This is a genomic window from Nocardioides sp. NBC_00850 (assembly GCF_045207335.1).
GTDB lineage: Bacteria > Actinomycetota > Actinomycetes > Propionibacteriales > Nocardioidaceae > Nocardioides.
The window spans coordinates 2,304,137-2,323,465 of record NZ_CP108845.1; the positions used below are offsets into that span (position 1 = coordinate 2,304,137).

Sequence of the window (19,329 nt, forward strand, 5' to 3'; positions counted from 1 at the left end):
ATGCCCGATGCAGGTTCTCCCTGTGGACAGGATGTAATCCGTCCCACATCTTGCGTTACCGACCGGGTGTACGCGCAACCCGGGTCGGTGTGCGTACAGTGGCCCGGTCCCGGAGCAGGTCTATGAGGCGGATTCCCCACATGACGAGCAGCAGTACGAGGCGCCTTTCGCGCGTCGCAACGGCACTCACGGCGGCGGCCCTGAGCAGCACCTTGGCACTCACCGGATGCGGTGGCGAGCCCGACAAGAAGGCCGCCTCGCCGTCCCCGTCGCCGACCCCGGCGGCCACGGTGAAGTCGGCCGCGAAGCTCGTCCACGTGCAGGGCAAGTTCCCCAAGAGCCGGCACCAGGCGGTCTCCACCAACGTGGCCAAGGTCGTCGATCGGTGGCTGCAGGCGGCGTACGTCGGGGGTGACTACCCGCGCGAGACCTCCACCTTCAACGCGAAGTCCTTTCCGGGCTTCTCCAAGGGCGCGATCGCCCGGGCCGGCAAGCAGATGAGCCTGATGAGCAACGCCACGATCGCTCCTCAGATCGACGGGGTCGAGGTGGTCGCCAGCGACGTCCACGTCGATCTGCTGGCCAACAACAACTACCCGGTCGGGGCGGTCGCACGAGTGCGGCTGGTCTACGACACCACGGGTGACCGGGCGTCACGCCAGACCGTCCGCGGCACCCTGGACATGGTGCCGACCAAGACCTCCTGGGCCGTCTTCGGCTTCAACATCACCCGCGAGGAGAAGCTGGCGCTGGACCCGTCCTCGGCGCCCTCCGCCTCGTCCAGCCCCTCGGGAGACAAGTCATGAACCGCATGACGACGCTCGTACGCCGCCGCCTCCTGACCACGCTCGCGCTGGGTGTCGTCCTCGCGCTGACCGCGGTCCTGGTGCCTGACGCCGAGGTCGCCGAGCCGCGCGCGGAGCTGATCGCGACCAAGTGGGCCAAGGGTCTCGACGTCGCCAAGTACACCCGCAAGGGCGGCACGATCTGGGTCCTCGCCGTCGGCTCCGACGCCCGCCCCGGCCAGAAGGTCACCCGCACCCGCGGCGACGCGCTGCACCTGATCGGCTTCAACCCGTCCTCCGGCTATGCGACCGACATCAGCATCCCGCGCGACTCCTACGTCAACATCCCCGGCCACGGGCGCGACAAGATCAACTCGGCGCTGCTCTACGGCGGCCCGAAGCTGATGGGCCGCGCCGTCGGCAACCTGGTCGGCGTGCAGCCGCAGTACGTCTTCGTCACCTCCTTCTCCGGCATGAGCGACATGGTGATCGGGATCGGCGGCGTCGACGTCGACAACCCGCGTGCCTTCAGCGATCCGTACGTCGCGCCCTACGGCTTCAAGAAGGGCCGGATCCACATCAGCGGCCCGCACTCGGTCGACTTCGCGCGGGCCCGCAAGACGCTGCCCGGCGGTGACTTCGACCGCTCGGCCAACCAGTCCCGGGTGATCCGCGGCATCCACCGCAAGATCGTCGCTCGGCAGTACGACATCGGCTTCAAGGCCAAGGGCGTCTCGCTGGTGATGAAGAAGATGCACACCACCGGCCTCTCCGGTCGCGACCTCTACCAGCTCGCCAATGCCGTCGCGGCGATCAACCCGGGCAAGATCCGCACCTGCGTCGTCCACGGCGGGATCGGCAACGCCGGCGCTGCCAGCGTCGTCTTCCCCAACGTCGGGGCGGCCCGGGCGATGGGCAACGACGCGCGCAACGACGGCCGGCTCAACCGCGGCTGCCGCGGCTGAGGTCATTCATGCGCGGCGACGAAGTCGCGCACCAGCGGAGCGATCCGCTCGGGATGATCGGCGACCACCCAGTGTGAGCCGGCGACCTCGCGGATCGTCAGGTCCGCGACGTACGGCTGCGGGGCCTCGGTCGCCAGCGCCCGGCTGACATATACGTCACCGGTCAGGGCGATGACCTGGACCGGGACGGTGACCGGCCGTGGCTGAGGGTGTCCCATCCGGGCGATCGCGTTGGCGCGGTAGAGCTCGAGGCCGTTGATCCGGTCGGCCTGGGTGCGGTCGACGGCCGAGCCGCCGACGATCCGGTCCAGGAACCCCGAGCGCCAGGCGAGCTCGGGGAGCAACGGTGCCTGGAAGAAGCCGATGTAGGTCGACTCGGCACCCTGCTTGAGACGTTCGAGGACGCCGCGGGCGGTCCGTGCCGGCGTACGCAGCCAGGCCCCGGTCTGGTCGAGGCTCGGTCCCGAGATCGAGGTGAACGACGCGATCCGCTCGGACGGCACGTTGCCGGCGACCGCCTCCCAGGTCTGGGTCGAGCCCCAGTCGTGGGCGAGCAGATGCACCGGCGCCGACGGGCTGACCGCGTCGATGACGGACTGCAGATCCGCGTTGAGCTGCTCGATCAGGTAGCCCTCGCGCTTGGCAGGTGCCTGTGAGCTGCCGTGGCCGCGTACGTCGTAGGTCACGATCCGCAGCTCGCTGCCGAGGATCCTCACCAACGGGAGCCAGGCGCTGGCGTTGTCGGGGTAGCCGTGGACGCAGACCAGCGTCGGGCGGGTGTCGCCGGGAGACCCGAAGTCGGTGAGGGCCAGCCGGAGCCCGTCGGTCGTCGTCACGTAAAGCGTGCTCACGCCGCCGCCTCCGTCGAGGAGGGGCGAGAATACGGATGCGGCGGCGTGTTGTCTGGCCGGTTCACTCGCTGACGCTCGTTCACGTGGGCGAGGCTAGTCGGGCGACGTTCATGCCGACGTGACACGATTCGGCCATGGACATCAGCTATCCGGTCACGATCGCCGCGGCTCGCACCTGGTTCAAGCTCGGCGACATCAAGATCAACATGACCGGCGCGGAGCACATCCCCGAGTCGGGTGGTGCCCTGCTGGCGGTCAACCACCTCTCCTTCGTCGACTACGTCATGGCCGGGTTCCCCGGGGCCGAGCGCGGCCGGCTGACCCGGTTCATCGCCAAGAAGGAGGTCTTCGACCACCCCGTCGGCGGCCCGGTGATGCGCTCGTTCCACCACATCCCGATCGACCGCAGCTACGGCGCGGCCGGGATGAAGAAGGCCGTCGAGTACCTCCAGAACGGTGAGGTCGTCGGGATCTTCCCTGAGGCCACGATCTCGCGCTCGTTCCTGATCAAGGACCTCAAGACCGGCACCGTACGCATCGCCGCCGACGCCGGGGTGCCGCTGATCCCCGTCGTGCTGTGGGGCACCCAGCGGATCATGACCAAGGGTCAGAAGGTCGACCTGTCGCGTCACAAGACGATCGGGATCGAGATCGGCCCGCCGCTGCCGGTGACCGGGGAGGACCCGGCCGCCGAGACCGATGCGCTCAAGGCGCAGATGGAGGCCATGCTCGACCGGCTGATCAAGGCGCACCCCGCCGAGGAGCAGCCCCCGGGTTCGTGGTGGCTGCCGAAGGCGTACGGCGGCTCGGCCCCCACGCTCGAGGAGGCCGAGGCGATGTACGCCGAGGAACGCAGGCTTCGCGCTCAGCGGAAGGCCGCGAAGCGGAAGTCCTGAACTCGACCTAGGTCGGAGCGCCGGCGCGTTCGGCGCCGGCGCCGACCTTCTCCTGGAAGAGGCCGAGCGGCCTCGCGTCGTTGCCGGTCATGTGCTCGACCGCGGTCATCGCAACATCGAGGAGCCCATCGACGACGTCGTCGTAGCCGCGGGTGTTGCCCATGAATGGATTCAGTCGGGGATTCTGGCCGGTGGCTCCGATGAGTGTGGCGATGGCTTCGCCTGCCTCTTCGCTCACCTTCGCGACTCTCCCCCAGAGAACGGCTTCCGCGTCGCGATCGCCCTGGGACTCATCGAGCCACCGGGACAGATACGCGAGCAGAGCCGGCGTAGCGTCGGTCATGCGGTCGGAGTCTAGGGCGCTCCCGGTAATCCGGTCGAGCCTTAGATATCGGGGCTACTCAGCGGGCTGGTAGACCCCGAGCCGATTCCCGGACGGGTCGGTGAAGATGAACCGACGCCCGCCGGGGTAGTCGTAGGGCGCTTCGGTGATCGTGCCGCCGGCCTTCTCGACGGCCGCCACCGCGGCCTCCAGGTCGGCCGTGCGGATCAACGGGAGCGGGACGACTGGGGTCTCGGAGGCGTACATCCCGCCGTTCTCGTCCTTGCCGTCGGGCCCGACGATCCCGGCGTACATCCCGCCGTAGTCGTTGAAGGACCAGCCGAAGGCGGACTCGTAGAAGGTGCGGGAGCTGGGGAGGTCGGTGACCGCGAGCTCGAGGTAGTCGATGTGGAGTGCATTCATGCCCATCGACGCTACTAGCGACCACCGACACTCCTGGTCAGCCGAAGTCGATCTCGAAACCCTTGCCGCGGAAGGAGCCGAGCTTGGTGGCGTCGCGGAGGTAGGCGAGCGGGCCGTCGGGGTCGAAGGCCCAGGTGCCGCGCGCGGGCAGGAGCTTGGCGCGGCCCTTCATGGTGAGCCAGGCGGTGTCGGGGTGCTCCTCGATGCCCGGCTGCTCGACGTTGCCCTGCATCGGCACGCGCGGGGCGAGCTGGGTGACATCGTTGAACTTCGCCGTTGCGATCGGACCGTCGTCGGAGCTCGCCTCCCAGGTGTGGGTGGCCAGCGGTCCCTTGGTGGACGACCCTCCGCTGAACTTGGCCAGCCCCTTCGGGATCGCCCACAACGTACGCCCGCCGGCCATGGAGTCGGGGGAGTCCACCCAGATGTCGACGACGCTCACCGCCTTCTTCCCGTTGGACGCGGTGATCACCCGGGCGGAGAGGAGCTCGTGGTAGGTCAGCGGGCTCGGGTCGGTGTAGTCGACCAGGGCGACGGCGTAGATCCCCTTCGGGTGCTGCTCGTCGACGTCGTGGGCGAGCCGGTAGACCGAGAGCCACATCGATCCGTGCATGTGCCAAGGGGCTGGGGGATAGCTGGTCACGTGGGTCTCCCGAATTTCTGTTGTGGTCCGTGTCGAAGCGGTCATGCTCGGTTCGACGCGTAGGCGTGTGGCGATCGTCGCCACGTTTTACCCAAGGAGACCAGAGATGACCGACCAGGTGAAGGGCCCCGCCGCCTACTTCCCGTCCATCGAGAAGAAGTACGGCCGCCCGATCGCGGAGTGGCAGCAGATCATCCGCGACAGCGGGATCACCAAGCACATGGAGCTCGTCGGCATGCTGAAGACCGAGTACGCCCTCGGCCACGGTCACGCCAACGCCCTCGTCGCCCACACCCTCGCCGAGGGCGTCTGACCCGCGTCAGAGTCCCGCATGGGGTTCACTTCTGCCATGCGCGAGGGACCGTTGGAGATCACCGACCTGCTCTGGTCGGATTCAGGCGAGCCGGTGGTTCGGGCGGAGGCGGTCGCGCTGCTGCGATCCCGTGGCCAGTCGCGAGCAGCGCGGACGGTTTCCCTGCTGCCTGAGCGGGACGGTTTCCTCGACGCGGACGCGACCGACGCGCTCGGGCTGCGGATTCATCGTGAACTCCAGCGGCTGGGGGAGGAGCTGCAGCTTGGCCGCCGGGTGGCGTCGGTGGTGCGCACGTTGCTTCCTGCCGGTGACGAACCGGTACGGGTGGTCGACGTCGGCTGTGGGCTCGGGCATGTGCTGCGGTCGATCGCGGCTCGCGAGGAGCTCCCGCCGTGCGTCGAGCTGGTCGGGGTCGACCTCAATACCGTGCTCGTCTCCGAGGCCGCGCGACTGGCCGCAAGCGAGGGACTGGACTGCCGGTTCGTATCTGGTGACGCGTTCGAGCCGGGCGTCATCATCGATGACGGAGCCCGGACCGTGGTCGTTTCCAGCGGACTCATGCACCACCTCGCACCGGAGGAGCTGGACGGGTTCTTCGCCGCCCAGGCGCGGCTGGGGGTCGCGGCGTTCGCGCACTGGGACATCGCGCCGTGCCTGTGGTCGACGATGGGTGCCTGGATATTCCATCAGGCGCGGATGCGTGAGGCCGTCTCCCGTCACGACGGGGTGATGTCGGCACGCCGGGCCCATCCGGCCGAGACGCTGCTGGCGGCTGCAGGCCGTGGTGCGCCCGACTACGCCATCGAGGTGCGCGAAGGCTCGCGCTGGCATCCGAAGGCGCTTGACGTACTCCGTCCGCTCGTCGGGGTGCGCCGATGAGCCTGGTGATCCTCGTTCTGCTCGGCCTCCTCGACGCCGCCTTCAGCGGGTTCCGGTCCGCGCAGGGACGCAGCGGCCTGGTCGATCACTCGGTCGAGGACCGCGACGGCATGCTCCGCGGCGCCGTCGTCTTCGTCCTTCTGGCGTTCCCGGCCCTCGTCGTTCTCGGGCTCGATCTCCGCATCCGCGGTCAGGGTGTCGATGGATACGCCGCGGCGGCTGGCGTGTTCTTGCTGTTCATCGCCCCTTTTGCGGCTGTGGTGCTGCTCACGCTGGCGGCGTACGGAATATTGCGCTGGGAGCTGAGATACCTCGCTTCCGCGATGATCCTCGGCCCCTGCACCTTCCTGCGCCCGTACGTCGTGGCCGCAGCCGCCGTCGTCGCCGTCGCCCAAGCCGGCGAGGCCGGACTGACGATCGCTGCCGTACTTGCTGTCGCCGCCGTCCTCGCTGTCGAACCGATCCTCGACGTACGAAGTCGGATCAGAGGCGAACTCCATGAGCGTCCAGCTGCTCGATGAGGGCGGCGTGCCCGGTGTGCTCGGCCGGCGCCGCGTTTCCGGATGTCGCGAGCTCGTCGCCGACGTCGAAGGTCCAGTGGATCGCCGGCATGCCTGTCGATCGAGCGGACTCGACGTTCTTGGCGCTGTCGTCGATGAACAGGATCTCACCCGGCCCGGCTCCGATGCAGTCGGCCGCTCGGTGGAAGAAGGCCGGATCGGGCTTGGCCACACCGAGCTCGTAGGAGTAGCAGCTCACGTCGAAGAGGTCGTCGTAGCCGAGGGTGGCGCGCATGAAGTTGCTCCGGTGTGGGGCCTGGTTCGTGCCGAGGTGCACGCCATAGCCGGCGGCCCGGAGGCGGTGTACGACATCGGCCGTCGCCACGACCGTCTCGGCCGAGCTCCACACCGCGGCGTAGACCTCCGCGGCGGAAGCCGACGACTCGTGCTCCACGAGCAAGCCCTCCAGCGCCGCCAGGAAGTCGACATCACCGCCGGTGAGCAGGGGCAGCTCCAACGCCCAGGCGGCTCGGAGGAAGCTCTCCGAGCTCTCGCCGAGGAATGGTTCCGCCGCGGCGTACCAACCTCCGGGGAGATGCTGGAGGACGCCGTCGGCGTCGAAGAGCACATGGCCGATCGGTGCGTCAGCCATCGAGGGTCAATCTGTGCGGTGGGACTGCGTCCGTCAGCCAGACGTTGTTGTCGGTGCGCCAGAAGGTGAGCCCGTCGGCATGCATCGTGGCCGCGTCGACGTGGAGGACGACGAAGTCGCCGCGGCGGGCACCGACGCGCTCGGCGGTCTCGCGGTCGGGAGAGAGGTGGACGTGATGGCGCCGGCGCCGGTCGAGGCCGGAGGCGAGGATCGACTCGATGTTGGCGCGTGGTGTGCCGTGGAAGAGCACTGCCGGCGGTTCGGAGGGAGTGAGGTCCAGGTCCACCTCGACGGTGTGTCCTTGCCTCGCCCGGATCCGGTCGAGGGTTGCGTCGACCTCGAAGCGCTGCTTGTCGTTGCCGCGTACGACTCGATCGATGTCATCGCGAGTCATCGGGAAGCCGTGGGCGGCGAGAGCGTCGAGGAGGGAGGGCAGATCGACCCAGCCGCGTGGGTCCAGCTCGATGCCCACCGACTCGGGGCGGTGCCTCAGCACCTGTGAGAGCCGCTTGGAGCGGCGTACGTCTGTGTTGTCCATGCTGGCCACAGACTGGCATGCCGGCGGCCTCGTCCGCTGCCGGTTTTCGGTCGAGAACGAGAGAAACCGCTGGTCACCCAGCGGTCTCATCTGTGCCCCCGGCAGGAATCGAACCTGCGGCCTACGGTACCGGAAACCGGCGCTCTATCCCCTGAGCTACGGAGGCGATGCACTGCTCGAGCAGTGCGAATGGAACCCTACAGGCTGGGACGGATAACGGTGAAACCGACTGGCGCTTATACGCTGGACCTCGTGACTCCTGAGCAGCTTTCCACCGCGGTCGTCGATGTCCTCACCGCGCTCGTCGATGAGGGTGCGATCACCCTTCCCGACGGCGTTCCGAGCACTGTCACGGTGGAGCGACCCCGGCAGAAGGGCCACGGCGACTACGCCACCAACGTGGCGCTGCAGCTGGCCAAGAAGGCCGGGATGAACCCGCGTGCGCTGGGCGAGCAGGTCGCGGAGAAGCTGAAGGCGACAGACGGGATCGCGGACGTCGAGATCGCCGGTCCGGGCTTCCTGAACATCTCCGTCGAGGCCGGTGCCCAGGGCAAGGTGGCGGGCGAGATCGTCGCCGCCGGGGCTGCGTACGGCAACAACGAGGCCTTCAAGGGCCACAACATCAACCTGGAGTTCGTCTCCGCCAACCCGACCGGCCCGCTGCACCTCGGTGGTGTCCGCTGGGCCGCGGTCGGGGACGCGCTCGGTCGTGTCCTGGAGGCGTCCGGCGCGGAGGTCACCCGGGAGTACTACTTCAACGACCACGGCGGCCAGATCGACCGCTTCGCGCGCTCGCTCCTGGCCTGGGCCCAGGGCCAGCCGGTCCCGGAGGACGGCTACGGCGGGGCGTACATCGAGGAGATCGCCAAGCAGGTCCTCGCCAAGGAGCCGAACGCGCTCGAGAGCGACGACCCGCAGGAGGTCTTCCGGTCGATCGGCGTGGAGCTGATGTTCGCCGAGATCAAGCAGAGCCTGCACGACTTCAACGTCGACTTCGACGTCTACTTCCACGAGGACAACCTCCACAAGTCCGGAGCCGTGGAGCGCGCCATCGAGAAGCTCCGCGAGCTCGGCAACGTCTACGAGAAGGACGGCGCGATCTGGCTGGCGACCGAGAAGTTCGGTGACGACAAGGACCGCGTCGTCATCAAGGCCGACGGCAACGGGGCCTACTTCTCCGGCGATCTCGCCTACTACCTCGACAAGCGCGAGCGCGGCTTCGACCGGTGCTTCATCATGCTGGGGGCCGACCACCACGGCTACGTCGGCCGGATGATGGCGATGTGCGCCGCCTTCGGCGACACGCCCCACGAGAACCTCGAGATCCTGATCGGCCAGATGGTCAACCTCCTCAAGGACGGCCAGCCGATGCGGATGTCGAAGCGTGCCGGCACCGTGGTCACCATCGACGACATCGTCGAGGCGATCGGGGTGGACGCGGCCCGCTACGCGCTGGCGCGCTACTCCAGCGACTCCAACATCGACATCGACCTCGACCTGTGGGCCAAGGCCGACAGCGCCAACCCGGTCTACTACGTGCAGTACGTCCACGCGCGCACCTGCCGGATGATGGCCAACGCCGCCGACCTCGGCATGGCGATCGACCTCGACACCTTCGACCCCTCGCTACTCACCCACGAGCGCGAGGGCGAGCTGCTGCGCGCCCTGGCCGAGCTGCCGCGCGTGGTCGCGACCGCCGCCGAGCTGCGCGAGCCGCACCGCGTCGCCCGCTACCTCGAGGACACCGCGGGGATCTTCCACCGTTGGTACGACGATGACGACTGCCGCATGCTGCCCAAGGGCGACGAGCCGGTCGCGCCCGTCAACCTGGCCCGGCTGGCGCTCGTCTCCGCCGCCCGCACCGTCTTCGCCAACGGCCTCGGTCTGCTCGGCGTCTCGGCCCCGGAGCGTATGTGATGACGTCCCACGCATCGCCGGGCTCGTTCACCGGCACCTCCCCGGTGTGGCTGAAGACCCCCGACGACGTCAACGCCCTCGTGCCCGCGCTGTGGTCGGCGACGGCCGAGAAGACCGACGGTGTCCTCACCGTCGGGGGCGTCGCGGTGCCCGACCTGGTCGCGAACATCAACACCCCTGCGTACGTCCTGGACGAGGCCGACTTCCGCGAGCGCGCCCGCGCGTTCCGTGACGCCTTCACCGGCTACGACGTCTACTACGCCGGCAAGGCGTTCCTGTGCACCGAGGTGGCGCGCTGGGTGGCACAGGAGGGGCTCTGCCTCGACGTCTGCTCCAACGGTGAGCTCTCGGTCGCGCTGCGCGCCGAGGTCGACCCGGCGAGGATCGGCTACCACGGCAACAACAAGACCCCGATGGAGCTGCGCCGGGCGATCGTCGCGGGCGTCGGACGGATCATCGTCGACTCCTTCGCCGAGGTCGAGCGGGTCGCCGCGATCGCCGCCGAGACCGGCGTCACCGCCCGGGTGATGGTGCGGGTGACCGCCGGCGTCGAGGCCCACACCCACGAATACATCGCCACCGCCCACGAGGACCAGAAGTTCGGCTTCTCGATCTCCTCCGGCGACGCCTTCGAGGCCGTACGCCGGCTGCTGGATGCCCCGAACGTCGAGATGCGCGGGCTCCACTCCCACATCGGGTCCCAGATCTTCGAATCCTCCGGCTTCGAGGTGGCCACCCGACGGGTGCTGGCGCTGCAGGCGAGGATCCGGGACGAGCTCGGCACCGAGCTTCCCGAGATGGATCTCGGTGGTGGATTCGGCATCGCCTACACCACCCAGGACGACCCCTCGACGCCCAAGGCGCTGGCCGAGGAGCTCACCGCGATCGTCGAGCACGAGTGCCGTGGCTTCGGACTCGCGGTGCCGCACCTCTCGATCGAGCCAGGCCGCGCCATCGTGGGTCCTTCGATGTGCACCGTCTACACGGTCGGCACGGTCAAGGAGGTCGCCCTCGACGGCGGCGTCACCCGCACCTATGTGAGCGTCGACGGCGGGATGAGCGACAACATCCGTACGGCTCTCTACGACGCCGACTACTCCGCCACCCTCGCCGGCCGGTCCTCGTCCGCCGGGCCCGTGCTCGGCCGCGTCGTCGGCAAGCACTGCGAGGCCGGCGACATCGTGGTCAAGCACGAGTTCCTGCCTGCCGACATCGCCCCCGGCGACCTGATCGCGGTCCCGGGCACCGGTGCCTACGGGCGCTCGATGGCCTCCAACTACAACCACGCCCTGCGTCCGCCGGTCGTCGCGGTCCGCGACGGCGAGTCCCGGGTGATCGTCCGGCGCGAGACCGAGGACGACCTGTTCGCGACCGACATGGGCTGATCGGGCGCGTTCCTCCGTCAAGGTATGCAGACGAAGGCACACATCCCCAGCGGAGCTCCGCTGGGGATGTGGTCTTTTCTCTGCATACCTTGATGGAGGGTCACGACCGCAGCGCCCGGAGGACCGCCCGCCCACGCGGTGAGAGGCGGTAGCCGACGGGGAGGGACTCGGTGAGGCCGAGCTCCTTGAGCCGCCGGATGTCGGCCTTGAACGGCTTCTTCTCCCGTCCGATCGAGGCCGCGATGGTCTCGGCCAGCTCGCCGGGCCGAGCCTCGATGAGCTCCAGGTGTTCCCGCGTCCACGGGCCACGGCGGCTGCGCCGGTCCATGTCGGCCAGCTTGGCGACCAGCGCGGCGGTCTCGGTCTTTCCCGGGCGCTTGGTGCGCAGCGCGACCCGCTCGTCCTCGCCGGCGTAGCGCATCTCGATCCGGTAGACCTCGCCTTCCTTGCGGGACAGGAAGGCGAGCAGGTCTCCCAGCGTCGTGCCCGCCCGGCGAGCGTCCTCGTCGGTCAGCGTGTCGCGGGACACGGGCGAGACGGAGACGAACTCGACCACGCCCATCCGGGTGCGCTGGCGGCCGCCGGCGACATGCATCGGACGTTTCCAGCGGCGGAAGGCGAGGTCGACCTCGCCGGTGCGGATACGTTCGAGGTCGGCGTTGGGGAACAGCACGCACCCATCAAACCGCGTGGCGTACGAAATTCGGTTTCGCCTTCCCGAAATCCCGGGGTCCGTGAGCCTACGATGGGGCGCATGCCGAGGGGGGTCTACTCAGAGAGACCGCTCGCGACGCCGTCCCAGGCGCCGCGAGCGTCTGTCGCCCGGCTGACGAAGGAGCGGCGGGACAGCGTGTCCCGAGCGGCGCAGACGTTCGGCTGGCACGTGGTGACCGGCAAGGCCGCCGCGCAGCGGCCGGTGCGGTGGGAGGTGCTGGGGCCGGACGTACGCGCCGAGCGCTGCGACCTCGTCGTCGACGGCACCTGCGACGGGATCCTGGTCGAGTACTGGCACGGCAAGGCGTCCCCCGGGAAGGGCCCCTGGCGTCCGGCGCGCTGGGTGGTGGTGCGGGTCCCCGCCCACCTGCCGAAGACGGCCGCGATGATCGGCCTCTCACCGGGCTCGGGCAACACCGGCACCGGCCGGGTGCCCACGCCGATCTTCTTCCCGCCGGAGTTCCGCGCCAAGACCAATGTGACCACCCCCGACGGTGCCGTCATCGCCGCCGACGAGGAGCATGCGCGCTCGCTGTCCCGGTTCGCCAGCCATGTCGTCGACGAGCGGCTGTGGGTGGTGGCCCGCGACGACGCCATCACGGTCACCACCGACGTGGAGCCGGACGCGGAGGAGCTGCTCCGTCGCGTACGTCTGGCGCGGGATGTCGCCGCGGTTCTGCGGCCGATCCCGGAGCTCGCCTGACGGTCTGGAAAGCCCTTGACCTCAAGTCAACTTGAGCATGTTGACTCGAGTCATGCGAGCGATCAGACAGCACGAGTTCGGCGGCCCGGAGGTCCTGCGACTCGAGGAGGTGCCCGACCCGACACCAGGCCCGGGCCAGGTACGCATCAGGGTGGAGGCCGCGGGCATCCACCGTCTCGACACCTCGATCAGAGCGGGCGACCTGCCGCCGACGATGCCGCGACCGGAGCTCCCGATGACTCCCGGCCGCGAGGTGGCGGGCGTGGTCGACGAGCTCGGTGAGGGCGTCGACGAGACCTGGCGGGGCGCGACGGTCGTCGCGCATCTCGGTCCGGGAAGCAGCGGCGGCTACGCCGAGCTCGCGGTCGCCGACGAGACGCAGCTCTACCGACGTCCCGACGGGCTGGAGTCGGCCGAGGCCGTGGCTGCGATCGGCACCGGCCGCACCTCGGCCGCGGTGCTCGAGGCCGCCCAGATCACTCCCGACGACATCGTCGTGGTCACCTCGGCCGCCGGTGGCATGGGCGCGATCCTGCTCCAGGGCATCCGCAACGCGGGCGCCCGCGCGGTCGGGCTCGCGGGCTCCGACGCCAAGCTCGAGATCGCCCGCGGCTTCGGCGCGCAGACGGCGATCGACTACCGCACGGACGGCTGGCTGGAGCGCCTTCGCGCCGAGGAGCCCCGGATCACGGTCCTTCTCGACGGGCTCGGGGGTGACGTACCCAGGCAGGTCTACGCCCACCTCGAGCCGGAGGGGAGGATGGTCCGGTTCTCCGGCGACCAGGACGGCTACGAGGGCGCCGCGAAGATCATCGACATCCTCGGACCCTGGGTCCAGGGCCGGATCAAGGAGTTCGAGCAGGCCTCGCTCGAGGCCGCCGCGGACGGCTCCCGCACGCCGTACGTCGGCTCCGCCTTCCCGCTCGCCGAGGCGGCAGCCGCCCATCGTGCGCTCGAGGCCCGGGAGACCACCGGCAAGGTCGTGCTGCTGACCTGAGCCGAAACCTGGCGGAGGTGTCCGCGCCTAGAGCGGAAGTCGGACCCTGGAGCCTGTCCCGGATACCCTTGGGCGCGTGAGCAGCAACAAGACGACCGCGCACGCCGTCGATCCCTTGGGCGTCGCCGTCCTCGGCTGCGGTGTGGTGGGGTCCCAGGTGGTCCGGCTCCTGCTCGAGGGCGATGCGGATCTCGCCGCCAGAGTGGGCGCGCCGCTGGAGATCAGGGGCGTGGCCGTACGCCGCCTCGACGCCCCGCGCGACGTCGACGTGCCCGCGGAGCTGCTCACCACGGACGCCCAGGGCCTGGTCGCCCGCGACGACGTCGACCTCGTGGTCGAGGTGATCGGCGGCATCGAGCCGGCCCGCGGGCTCATCCTCAAGGCGCTGGAGAGCGGCGCCAGCGTCGTCACCGCCAACAAGGCGCTGCTCGCCGAGGACGGTCCGACGCTCTACGAGGCCGCCGAGAAGGCCGGCACCGACCTCTACTACGAGGCCGCGGTCGCCGGTGCGATCCCGATCCTGCGCCCCCTGCGCGACTCGCTCGTCGGCGACCACGTCACCAAGGTGATGGGCATCGTCAACGGCACCACCAACTACATCCTCGACAAGATGGACACCTACGGTGCCGGCTTCGAGGAGGCCCTCGCCGAGGCCCAGGAGCTGGGCTACGCCGAGGCCGACCCGACCGCCGACGTCGAGGGCTTCGACGCCGCCGCCAAGGCCGCCATCCTGGCGAGCCTCGCCTTTCACACCCGGGTGACCGCCAGTGACGTCTACCGCGAGGGCATCACCGAGGTGACCGCCGGCGACGTCGCCTCGGCCAAGGCCATGGGCAGCGTCGTCAAGCTGCTCGCCATCGCCGAGCTCGAGGACGACGACGTCTCGGTGCGGGTCCACCCGGTGATGATCCCGCGCACCCACGCGCTGGCGACCGTACGCGGCGCCTACAACGCCGTCTTCGTCGAGTCCGCCTCGGCCGGCGACCTGATGTTCTACGGCCAGGGCGCGGGCGGAGATCCCACCGCGAGCGCCGTCCTGGGCGACCTGGTCACGATCGCCCGCAACAAGGTCCTCGGCGCCCGTGCCTTCGGCGAGTCCGCCTACGCCGACCGCGCGGTGCGCCCGATGGGCGAGACCGTCACCCGCTACCACGTCAGCCTCGACGTGGCCGACAAGGCCGGCGTGCTCGCCGCCGTCGCGACCGCCTTCTCCGAGCACGGCGTCTCGATCAAGGCCGTACGCCAAGAAGGCAGGGGAGAGGACGCCCAGCTCGTCGTCGTCTCCCACGAGGCCCCCGATGCCGCGCTCGCGGCGACCGTGCAGCACCTGCGCGAGATGGAGTTCGTCCGCGACGTCGCCTCGGTGATGCGCGTAGAAGGAGCAGTTTGATGACCGGCCCGACAAAGCAGTGGCGAGGCGTGATCGAGGAGTATCGAACCCTCCTCGACATCCCCCAGGACACCCCGGCGGTCACGCTCGGTGAGGGCGGCACCCCGCTGGTCCACTCCGAGTGGCTCTCCGCCGCCGCCAAGGGCGAGGTGTGGCTGAAGGTCGAGGGCCAGAACCCGACCGGCTCGTTCAAGGACCGTGGCATGACCGCGGCCATCTCCGTCGCCGTCCACGAGGGCGCCAAGGCCGTCGTCTGCGCCTCGACCGGCAACACGTCGGCCTCGATGGCCGCCTACGCAGCCAAGGCCGGGATCACCCCGGTCGTGCTGGTCCCCAACGGCAAGATCAGTGCCGCCAAGATGGCCCAGGCGCTGGTCCACGGCGCCGAGGTGGTCAAGGTACGCGGCAACTTCGACGACTGCCTCAAGCTCTCCCGCGCCCTCGCCGACAGCTACCCGGTCGCGCTGGTCAACTCGGTCAACCCGGTCCGCCTCGAGGGCCAGAAGACGGCGTCGTTCGAGGTCGTCGACCGCCTGGGCGACGCCCCTGACTACCACCTCATGCCCATCGGCAACGCCGGCAACCTCTCCGCCTACTGGCTCGGCTACGAGCAGTACGCGGCGGCCGGCCACGCCACCAAGACCCCGGTCATGCGGGCCTTCCAGGCCGAGGGTGCGGCGCCGCTCGTGCTCGGCCACCCCGTCGAGCACCCGGAGACGAAGGCGACCGCGATCCGCATCGGCAACCCGGCCTCGTGGCAGCTCGCCGAGGCCGCGGCCGCCAAGTCCGGCGGCCGCTTCCGAGCCCTCTCCGACGAGCAGATCCTCTCCGCCCAGTCGCTGCTCGCCCGCAACGACGGCGTCTTCGTCGAGCCCGCCTCGGCGGCCGGTGTCGCCGGGCTCCTCGCCGACCTCGAGGCGGGGGAGACCTACGCCGGAGCCACCACGGTCATCACCGTCACCGGCCACGGGCTCAAGGACACCGCCACCGCGCTGGAGTTCTTCGGTGAGCTTCCCGAGATCATCATCGACGCCGACCTCGAGGCCGCGGCGGCAGCAGCAGGACTCGCGTAGCACCCATGACGTTCGTAGAAGGCCCCGTCACCGTCACCGTCCCGGCCACCTCCGCCAACCTCGGTCCCGGCTACGACTCGCTCGGGCTGGCGCTCGACCTGCGTGACGAGCTCACCGGCGAAGTGGTGCCGGGCGGGACCTTGGAGGTCACCGTCGAGGGTGCGGGTGAGGGCACGGTCCCGCTCGACGAGTCCCACCTCGTCGTACGCTCCATGCGGGCCGCCTTCGAGATCATCGGCAAGCAGCCGGCCGGTCTGCGGCTGCACTGCCGCAACCGGATCCCGCACGCGCGTGGCCTGGGCTCGTCCTCGGCCGCGATCATCGGCGGCCTCGTGCTCGCTCGTGCCCTGGTTGCCGGGGGAGAGTTGATCCTCGACGACGACACCCTCTTCCAGAAGGCCGCCGAGATCGAGGGCCACCCCGACAACGTGGCCCCCGCCTTCCACGGCGGCTTCACGATCGCGGGTGACGATGACGCCCCGCCGACAGGCGCAGGACGGCACAGTTTCGCCGTCCGCACCGCCGTCGACCCGAGGGTCAGCGTCGTCGTGTTCGTCCCCGCGACCGGTGTCGAGACCAAGGCCGCCCGCGGGCTGCTGCCCGACACCGTCCCGCACTCCGACGCGGCGGCCGATGCGGGACGTACGGCTCTCCTGGTCGCGGCTCTGAGCGATGCGCCCGAACACCTGCACCGCGCCACCCGCGACTTCCTGCACCAGGAGTACCGCCGACCCGCCATGCCGGAGTCGCTCGCCCTGGTCGACGAGCTGCGCGCCGACGGCGTCGCGGCGATCGTCTCCGGCGCCGGGCCCACGGTCCTGGCGTTCAGCAGCGGGGTCGAGTCCGCCGAGACGAGCAAGCTCACCGCCCGCTGTCCCGAGGGCTGGGCCTGCCATGCGCTGAGCGTCGACATGGACGGCGTACGTATCCTCTGACCCGCGTTCCGGGCCCCTGCTGTGAGGGGTGCCATGCGTGTTAGCCTGGGGATACATTCGTTGGGCCGTTCAGGCCTGCGGACGTGCTATCCCCCTTTCGTGCCGTGCCACTTCGTTTGGCGCGCATCGGTGCGTCAGGGGTTCTGACAAACGAGCCGTCGGCGTCGTACGCCGATCGGCGATACGTGGGAAAGGACTCACGTGACTGAAACCATGGAATCCACTGCGCCGGAGCCGAACGCAGCCCCGAAGAAGCGCGGTGGCCTTGGCGGAATGCTCCTCGCCGACCTCAAGGCGATGGCGAACGGTATGGGTATCACCGGGGCGAACTCGATGAAGAAGGCCCAGCTGATCGACGCGATCAAGGCTGCGCAGAGCAGCCGGGCGCAGTCGGCGCCGGCGGAGAGGGCCGAGAAGCCCGCCGCCGAGAAGCCTGCTGCCGAGAAGCCTGCCGCCGAGAAGCCTGCCGCCGAGAAGCCTGCCGCTGAGAAGCCTGCCGCTGAGAAGCCTGCGGAGAAGACCGCAGAGAAGCCGGCCGAGAAGGCCGAGAAGCCCGCGGAGAAGTCCGCCGAGGCTGCTGACGCCGGCAACGAGGGCACCCAGCGCCCGCGTCGCCAGCGCAACCAGAACCAGAACAAGAGCGGCGGCCAGGGCCAGGGCGGTCAGGGTGGCCAGTCCGGTCAGCCCGCCGGTGGTGGCCAGAGCAAGGGTCCGGCCAAGGCCGGTCAGCCTGCCGCCGAGAAGAAGAACGAGGACGCCCAGAAGGAGCGGCCGGCCGACTCGGCCGACGACGCGGGCGATGACGACGGCGAGGGCGGCAGCCGCCGCAACCGCCGCCGCCGTGGCCGCGACCGCGACCGCAACCGCCCGGGCCGCGGCGAGCCGGACACGACCGTCCTCGAGGACGACGTGCTCGTGCCCGCGGCGGGCATCCTGGACGTACTCGACAACTACGCCTTCGTCCGCACCTCCGGCTACCTGCCCGGACCCGACGACGTCTACCTCTCCCTGTCGCTGGTCAAGCGCCTCGGCCTGCGCCGTGGCGACGCGATCGTCGGCCAGGTGCGCCAGCCCCGCGAGGGCGAGCGTAAGGAGAAGTACAACCCGATGGTGCGCATCGACTCGGTCAACGGTGCCGACCCCGAGGTCGCCAGGCACCGCGTCGAGTTCGACAAGCTCGCCCCGGTCCACCCCGACCAGCGGCTCCGCCTCGAGGGCGGCTCCGACCCGGTCACCGGGCGGGTCATCGACCTGATCTCGCCGATCGGCAAGGGCCAGCGCGGCCTGATCGCCTCGCCGTCGAAGGCGGGCAAGACGACCGTCCTGCAGGCGATCGCTGGAGCGATCACCGCCAACAACCCCGAGTGCCACCTGATGGTGGTGCTCGTCGACGAGCGCCCGGAGGAGGTCACCGACTTCGAGCGCAGCGTCAAGGGCGAGGTCATCGCCTCCACCTTCGACCGTCAGCCCGCCGACCACACCGTGGTCGCCGAGCTGGCCATCGAGCGGGCCAAGCGCCTGGTCGAGCTCGGCCACGACGTGGTCGTCCTGCTCGATGGGCTGACCCGCCTGGGCAAGGCGTACAACCTCTCCGTCCCGGCGTCGGGCCGGATCCTCGGTGGCGGCGTCGACTCCGCGGCGCTCTACCCGACCAAGCGGTTCTTCGGTGCGGCCCGCAACGTCGAGGACGGCGGCTCGCTGACCATCCTGGCCACGGCCGCGGTCGAGACCGGTTCCAAGACCGACGAGATCATCTTCGATGCGTTCAAGGACACCGCCAACTCCGAGCTGCGCCTGAGCGAGGAGTACGCCGAGGCCGGGATCTTCCCCGCCGTCGACGTGAACGCCTCCGGCACCCGCCGCGACGATCTGCTCTTCACCGGCGGCGAGGGCGACGCGGTGCGCAAGCTGCGCGCCTCGTTGGCCACGCTCGACAGTGCCAAGGCCGCCTCGGTCCTGGTCGAGAAGGTCGCCGGCTCTGCCACCAACATGGTGTTGCTCAACGAGGTCGCCAAGAGCTGAGACGACCGTAGCGAGGTCGAGCGGCGAGCTTGCTCGTCCGCTCGCGCCGAGCGAGGGAGTGACCGCGCGAAGCGCGGAGTGCTGTGTGCGTCCTGGGGCCGCCGGGAATTATTGGCGGCCCCAGGCGTTCACATACACTGAATCCTCGGTGCCGGTTCACGTCCCGCAACCTGCGGTGGCGACCCGGAACCCAATGTCTTGAGAGGAACCTCATGAAGACCGACATCCACCCGACTTACGTCGAGACCCAGGTCACCTGCACCTGCGGCAACTCCTTCACCACCCGCAGCACGGTGGCCGAGGGCGCCATCCGTGCCGACGTGTGCTCCAACTGCCACCCGTTCTACACGGGCAAGCAGAAGATCCTCGACACCGGCGGTCGCGTGGCTCGCTTCGAGGCTCGCTTCGGCAAGCGCAACAAGTAGC

General features: G+C 69.7%; 22 protein-coding genes and 1 tRNA gene. 15 read left to right on the plus strand and 8 right to left on the minus strand.

The features are described 5' to 3' along the window. Positions 1–140: 140 nt before the first annotated feature. Together OH802_RS11315 and OH802_RS11320 are read left to right on the plus strand one after the other, a co-directional pair. Entirely contained in the window at positions 141–806 is a 666-nt protein-coding gene (locus OH802_RS11315; RefSeq protein WP_406027906.1) for a hypothetical protein, read from the plus strand. Further along, positions 803–1,750, plus strand: coding sequence for an LCP family protein (locus OH802_RS11320; protein WP_406027908.1), 948 nt, complete (start codon positions 803–805; stop codon positions 1,748–1,750). The genes OH802_RS11315 and OH802_RS11320 overlap by 4 nt, the downstream gene beginning before the upstream one ends. 2 nt (positions 1,751–1,752) lie before the next feature. Here the strand turns inward: OH802_RS11320 and OH802_RS11325 are convergent, their stop codons facing one another. Continuing rightward, entirely contained in the window at positions 1,753–2,601 is an 849-nt protein-coding gene (locus tag OH802_RS11325; protein WP_406027910.1) for an alpha/beta fold hydrolase, read from the minus strand. 134 nt (positions 2,602–2,735) lie between these two features. On the opposite strand from OH802_RS11325, the gene OH802_RS11330 reads away from it, so the two are divergent. Beyond that, positions 2,736–3,497 carry a lysophospholipid acyltransferase family protein gene (locus tag OH802_RS11330; protein WP_406027912.1) on the plus strand — a complete coding sequence of 254 codons (762 nt, stop codon included), beginning with the start codon at positions 2,736–2,738 and terminating at the stop codon, positions 3,495–3,497. Positions 3,498–3,504: 7 nt separating this feature from the next. Here OH802_RS11330 and OH802_RS11335 read toward each other — a convergent pair whose 3' ends face one another. From OH802_RS11335 to OH802_RS11345, 3 genes are read right to left on the minus strand one after another with little or no spacing between them, the layout of a single operon-like run. Continuing rightward, entirely contained in the window at positions 3,505–3,840 is a 336-nt protein-coding gene (locus OH802_RS11335; protein ID WP_406027914.1) for a MazG-like family protein, read from the minus strand. A 54-nt stretch (positions 3,841–3,894) separates the two neighbouring features. Then, a complete protein-coding gene (locus OH802_RS11340; RefSeq protein ID WP_406027916.1) occupies positions 3,895–4,242 on the minus strand; it encodes a VOC family protein in 348 nt (115 codons plus the stop codon). Between the two features lie 37 nt (positions 4,243–4,279). Continuing rightward, complete coding sequence (locus OH802_RS11345) at positions 4,280–4,885, minus strand: acetoacetate decarboxylase family protein (protein WP_406027918.1); 606 nt, start codon at positions 4,883–4,885, stop codon at positions 4,280–4,282. 106 nt (positions 4,886–4,991) lie between these two features. On the opposite strand from OH802_RS11345, the gene OH802_RS11350 reads away from it, so the two are divergent. From OH802_RS11350 to OH802_RS11360, 3 genes are read left to right on the plus strand one after another with little or no spacing between them, the layout of a single operon-like run. After that, a complete protein-coding gene (locus OH802_RS11350; protein ID WP_357359673.1) occupies positions 4,992–5,198 on the plus strand; it encodes a DUF4287 domain-containing protein in 207 nt (68 codons plus the stop codon). A 51-nt stretch (positions 5,199–5,249) separates the two neighbouring features. Further along, positions 5,250–6,077 carry a class I SAM-dependent methyltransferase gene (locus tag OH802_RS11355; protein ID WP_406027920.1) on the plus strand — a complete coding sequence of 276 codons (828 nt, stop codon included), beginning with the start codon at positions 5,250–5,252 and terminating at the stop codon, positions 6,075–6,077. Continuing rightward, a complete protein-coding gene (locus tag OH802_RS11360; RefSeq protein WP_406027922.1) occupies positions 6,074–6,598 on the plus strand; it encodes a hypothetical protein in 525 nt (174 codons plus the stop codon). Before OH802_RS11355 ends, OH802_RS11360 begins: the two co-directional genes overlap by 4 nt. Here the strand turns inward: OH802_RS11360 and OH802_RS11365 are convergent. The 3 genes from OH802_RS11365 to OH802_RS11375 form a co-directional block, all read right to left on the minus strand. After that, the gene (locus OH802_RS11365; protein WP_406027924.1) at positions 6,561–7,229 is read right to left on the minus strand and encodes an HAD family hydrolase; all 669 of its coding nucleotides are present in this window, start codon (positions 7,227–7,229) and stop codon (positions 6,561–6,563) included. The genes OH802_RS11360 and OH802_RS11365 overlap by 38 nt on opposite strands. Further along, positions 7,222–7,767, minus strand: coding sequence for an RNA 2'-phosphotransferase (locus tag OH802_RS11370; RefSeq protein WP_406027926.1), 546 nt, complete (start codon positions 7,765–7,767; stop codon positions 7,222–7,224). The genes OH802_RS11365 and OH802_RS11370 overlap by 8 nt, the downstream gene beginning before the upstream one ends. Positions 7,768–7,860: 93 nt before the next feature. After that, a tRNA-Arg gene (locus OH802_RS11375) sits at positions 7,861–7,933 on the minus strand. An 86-nt stretch (positions 7,934–8,019) separates the two neighbouring features. Here OH802_RS11375 and argS point away from each other — a divergent pair. Then, on the plus strand, positions 8,020–9,684 hold the full coding sequence (gene argS, locus OH802_RS11380; protein ID WP_406027928.1) for an arginine--tRNA ligase: 1,665 nt from the start codon (positions 8,020–8,022) through the stop codon (positions 9,682–9,684). Next, positions 9,684–11,069, plus strand: coding sequence for a diaminopimelate decarboxylase (gene lysA, locus OH802_RS11385; RefSeq protein ID WP_406027930.1), 1,386 nt, complete (start codon positions 9,684–9,686; stop codon positions 11,067–11,069). The genes argS and lysA overlap by 1 nt, the downstream gene beginning before the upstream one ends. Positions 11,070–11,169: 100 nt before the next feature. Here lysA and OH802_RS11390 read toward each other — a convergent pair whose 3' ends face one another. After that, entirely contained in the window at positions 11,170–11,742 is a 573-nt protein-coding gene (locus OH802_RS11390; protein ID WP_406027932.1) for a hypothetical protein, read from the minus strand. An 81-nt stretch (positions 11,743–11,823) separates the two neighbouring features. Here OH802_RS11390 and OH802_RS11395 point away from each other — a divergent pair, with 81 nt between their 5' ends. The 7 genes from OH802_RS11395 to rpmE all read left to right on the plus strand — a co-directional run bounded on the left by OH802_RS11395 (position 11,824) and on the right by rpmE (position 19,328). Continuing rightward, positions 11,824–12,486 carry a hypothetical protein gene (locus OH802_RS11395; protein ID WP_406027934.1) on the plus strand — a complete coding sequence of 221 codons (663 nt, stop codon included), beginning with the start codon at positions 11,824–11,826 and terminating at the stop codon, positions 12,484–12,486. Between the two features lie 52 nt (positions 12,487–12,538). Further along, positions 12,539–13,483 carry an alcohol dehydrogenase catalytic domain-containing protein gene (locus tag OH802_RS11400; RefSeq protein WP_406027936.1) on the plus strand — a complete coding sequence of 315 codons (945 nt, stop codon included), beginning with the start codon at positions 12,539–12,541 and terminating at the stop codon, positions 13,481–13,483. 76 nt (positions 13,484–13,559) lie between these two features. Further along, positions 13,560–14,873: a homoserine dehydrogenase gene (locus OH802_RS11405; protein ID WP_406027938.1), complete on the plus strand. Its 1,314-nt coding sequence runs from the start codon at positions 13,560–13,562 to the stop codon at positions 14,871–14,873. Beyond that, positions 14,873–15,946 carry a threonine synthase gene (gene thrC / locus OH802_RS11410; protein WP_406027940.1) on the plus strand — a complete coding sequence of 358 codons (1,074 nt, stop codon included), beginning with the start codon at positions 14,873–14,875 and terminating at the stop codon, positions 15,944–15,946. The genes OH802_RS11405 and thrC overlap by 1 nt, the downstream gene beginning before the upstream one ends. 5 nt (positions 15,947–15,951) lie before the next feature. Continuing rightward, on the plus strand, positions 15,952–16,881 hold the full coding sequence (gene thrB / locus OH802_RS11415) for a homoserine kinase (protein ID WP_406027942.1): 930 nt from the start codon (positions 15,952–15,954) through the stop codon (positions 16,879–16,881). Positions 16,882–17,094: 213 nt separating this feature from the next. Beyond that, positions 17,095–18,903: a transcription termination factor Rho gene (gene rho, locus OH802_RS11420; protein WP_406027944.1), complete on the plus strand. Its 1,809-nt coding sequence runs from the start codon at positions 17,095–17,097 to the stop codon at positions 18,901–18,903. Between the two features lie 212 nt (positions 18,904–19,115). Continuing rightward, the gene (rpmE, locus tag OH802_RS11425; RefSeq protein ID WP_350832694.1) at positions 19,116–19,328 is read left to right on the plus strand and encodes a 50S ribosomal protein L31; all 213 of its coding nucleotides are present in this window, start codon (positions 19,116–19,118) and stop codon (positions 19,326–19,328) included. Position 19,329: the final 1 nt, after the last annotated feature.

What these genes read in the sequence shown, in the direction of transcription:
- OH802_RS11315 (WP_406027906.1), top strand. Translation starts at nt 141, where the DNA reads ATGACGAGCAGCAGTACGAGGCGCCTTTCGCGCGTCGCAACGGCACTC.
- OH802_RS11320 (WP_406027908.1), top strand. Translation starts at nt 803, where the DNA reads ATGAACCGCATGACGACGCTCGTACGCCGCCGCCTCCTGACCACGCTC.
- OH802_RS11330 (WP_406027912.1), top strand. Translation starts at nt 2,736, where the DNA reads ATGGACATCAGCTATCCGGTCACGATCGCCGCGGCTCGCACCTGGTTC.
- OH802_RS11335 (WP_406027914.1), bottom strand. Translation starts at nt 3,840, where the DNA reads ATGACCGACGCTACGCCGGCTCTGCTCGCGTATCTGTCCCGGTGGCTC.
- OH802_RS11340 (WP_406027916.1), bottom strand. Translation starts at nt 4,242, where the DNA reads ATGAATGCACTCCACATCGACTACCTCGAGCTCGCGGTCACCGACCTC.
- OH802_RS11350 (WP_357359673.1), top strand. Translation starts at nt 4,992, where the DNA reads ATGACCGACCAGGTGAAGGGCCCCGCCGCCTACTTCCCGTCCATCGAG.
- OH802_RS11360 (WP_406027922.1), top strand. Translation starts at nt 6,074, where the DNA reads ATGAGCCTGGTGATCCTCGTTCTGCTCGGCCTCCTCGACGCCGCCTTC.
- OH802_RS11365 (WP_406027924.1), bottom strand. Translation starts at nt 7,229, where the DNA reads ATGGCTGACGCACCGATCGGCCATGTGCTCTTCGACGCCGACGGCGTC.
- OH802_RS11370 (WP_406027926.1), bottom strand. Translation starts at nt 7,767, where the DNA reads ATGGACAACACAGACGTACGCCGCTCCAAGCGGCTCTCACAGGTGCTG.
- lysA (WP_406027930.1), top strand. Translation starts at nt 9,684, where the DNA reads ATGACGTCCCACGCATCGCCGGGCTCGTTCACCGGCACCTCCCCGGTG.
- OH802_RS11395 (WP_406027934.1), top strand. Translation starts at nt 11,824, where the DNA reads ATGCCGAGGGGGGTCTACTCAGAGAGACCGCTCGCGACGCCGTCCCAG.
- OH802_RS11400 (WP_406027936.1), top strand. Translation starts at nt 12,539, where the DNA reads ATGCGAGCGATCAGACAGCACGAGTTCGGCGGCCCGGAGGTCCTGCGA.
- thrC (WP_406027940.1), top strand. Translation starts at nt 14,873, where the DNA reads ATGACCGGCCCGACAAAGCAGTGGCGAGGCGTGATCGAGGAGTATCGA.
- thrB (WP_406027942.1), top strand. Translation starts at nt 15,952, where the DNA reads ATGACGTTCGTAGAAGGCCCCGTCACCGTCACCGTCCCGGCCACCTCC.
- rho (WP_406027944.1), top strand. Translation starts at nt 17,095, where the DNA reads ATGGAATCCACTGCGCCGGAGCCGAACGCAGCCCCGAAGAAGCGCGGT.
- rpmE (WP_350832694.1), top strand. Translation starts at nt 19,116, where the DNA reads ATGAAGACCGACATCCACCCGACTTACGTCGAGACCCAGGTCACCTGC.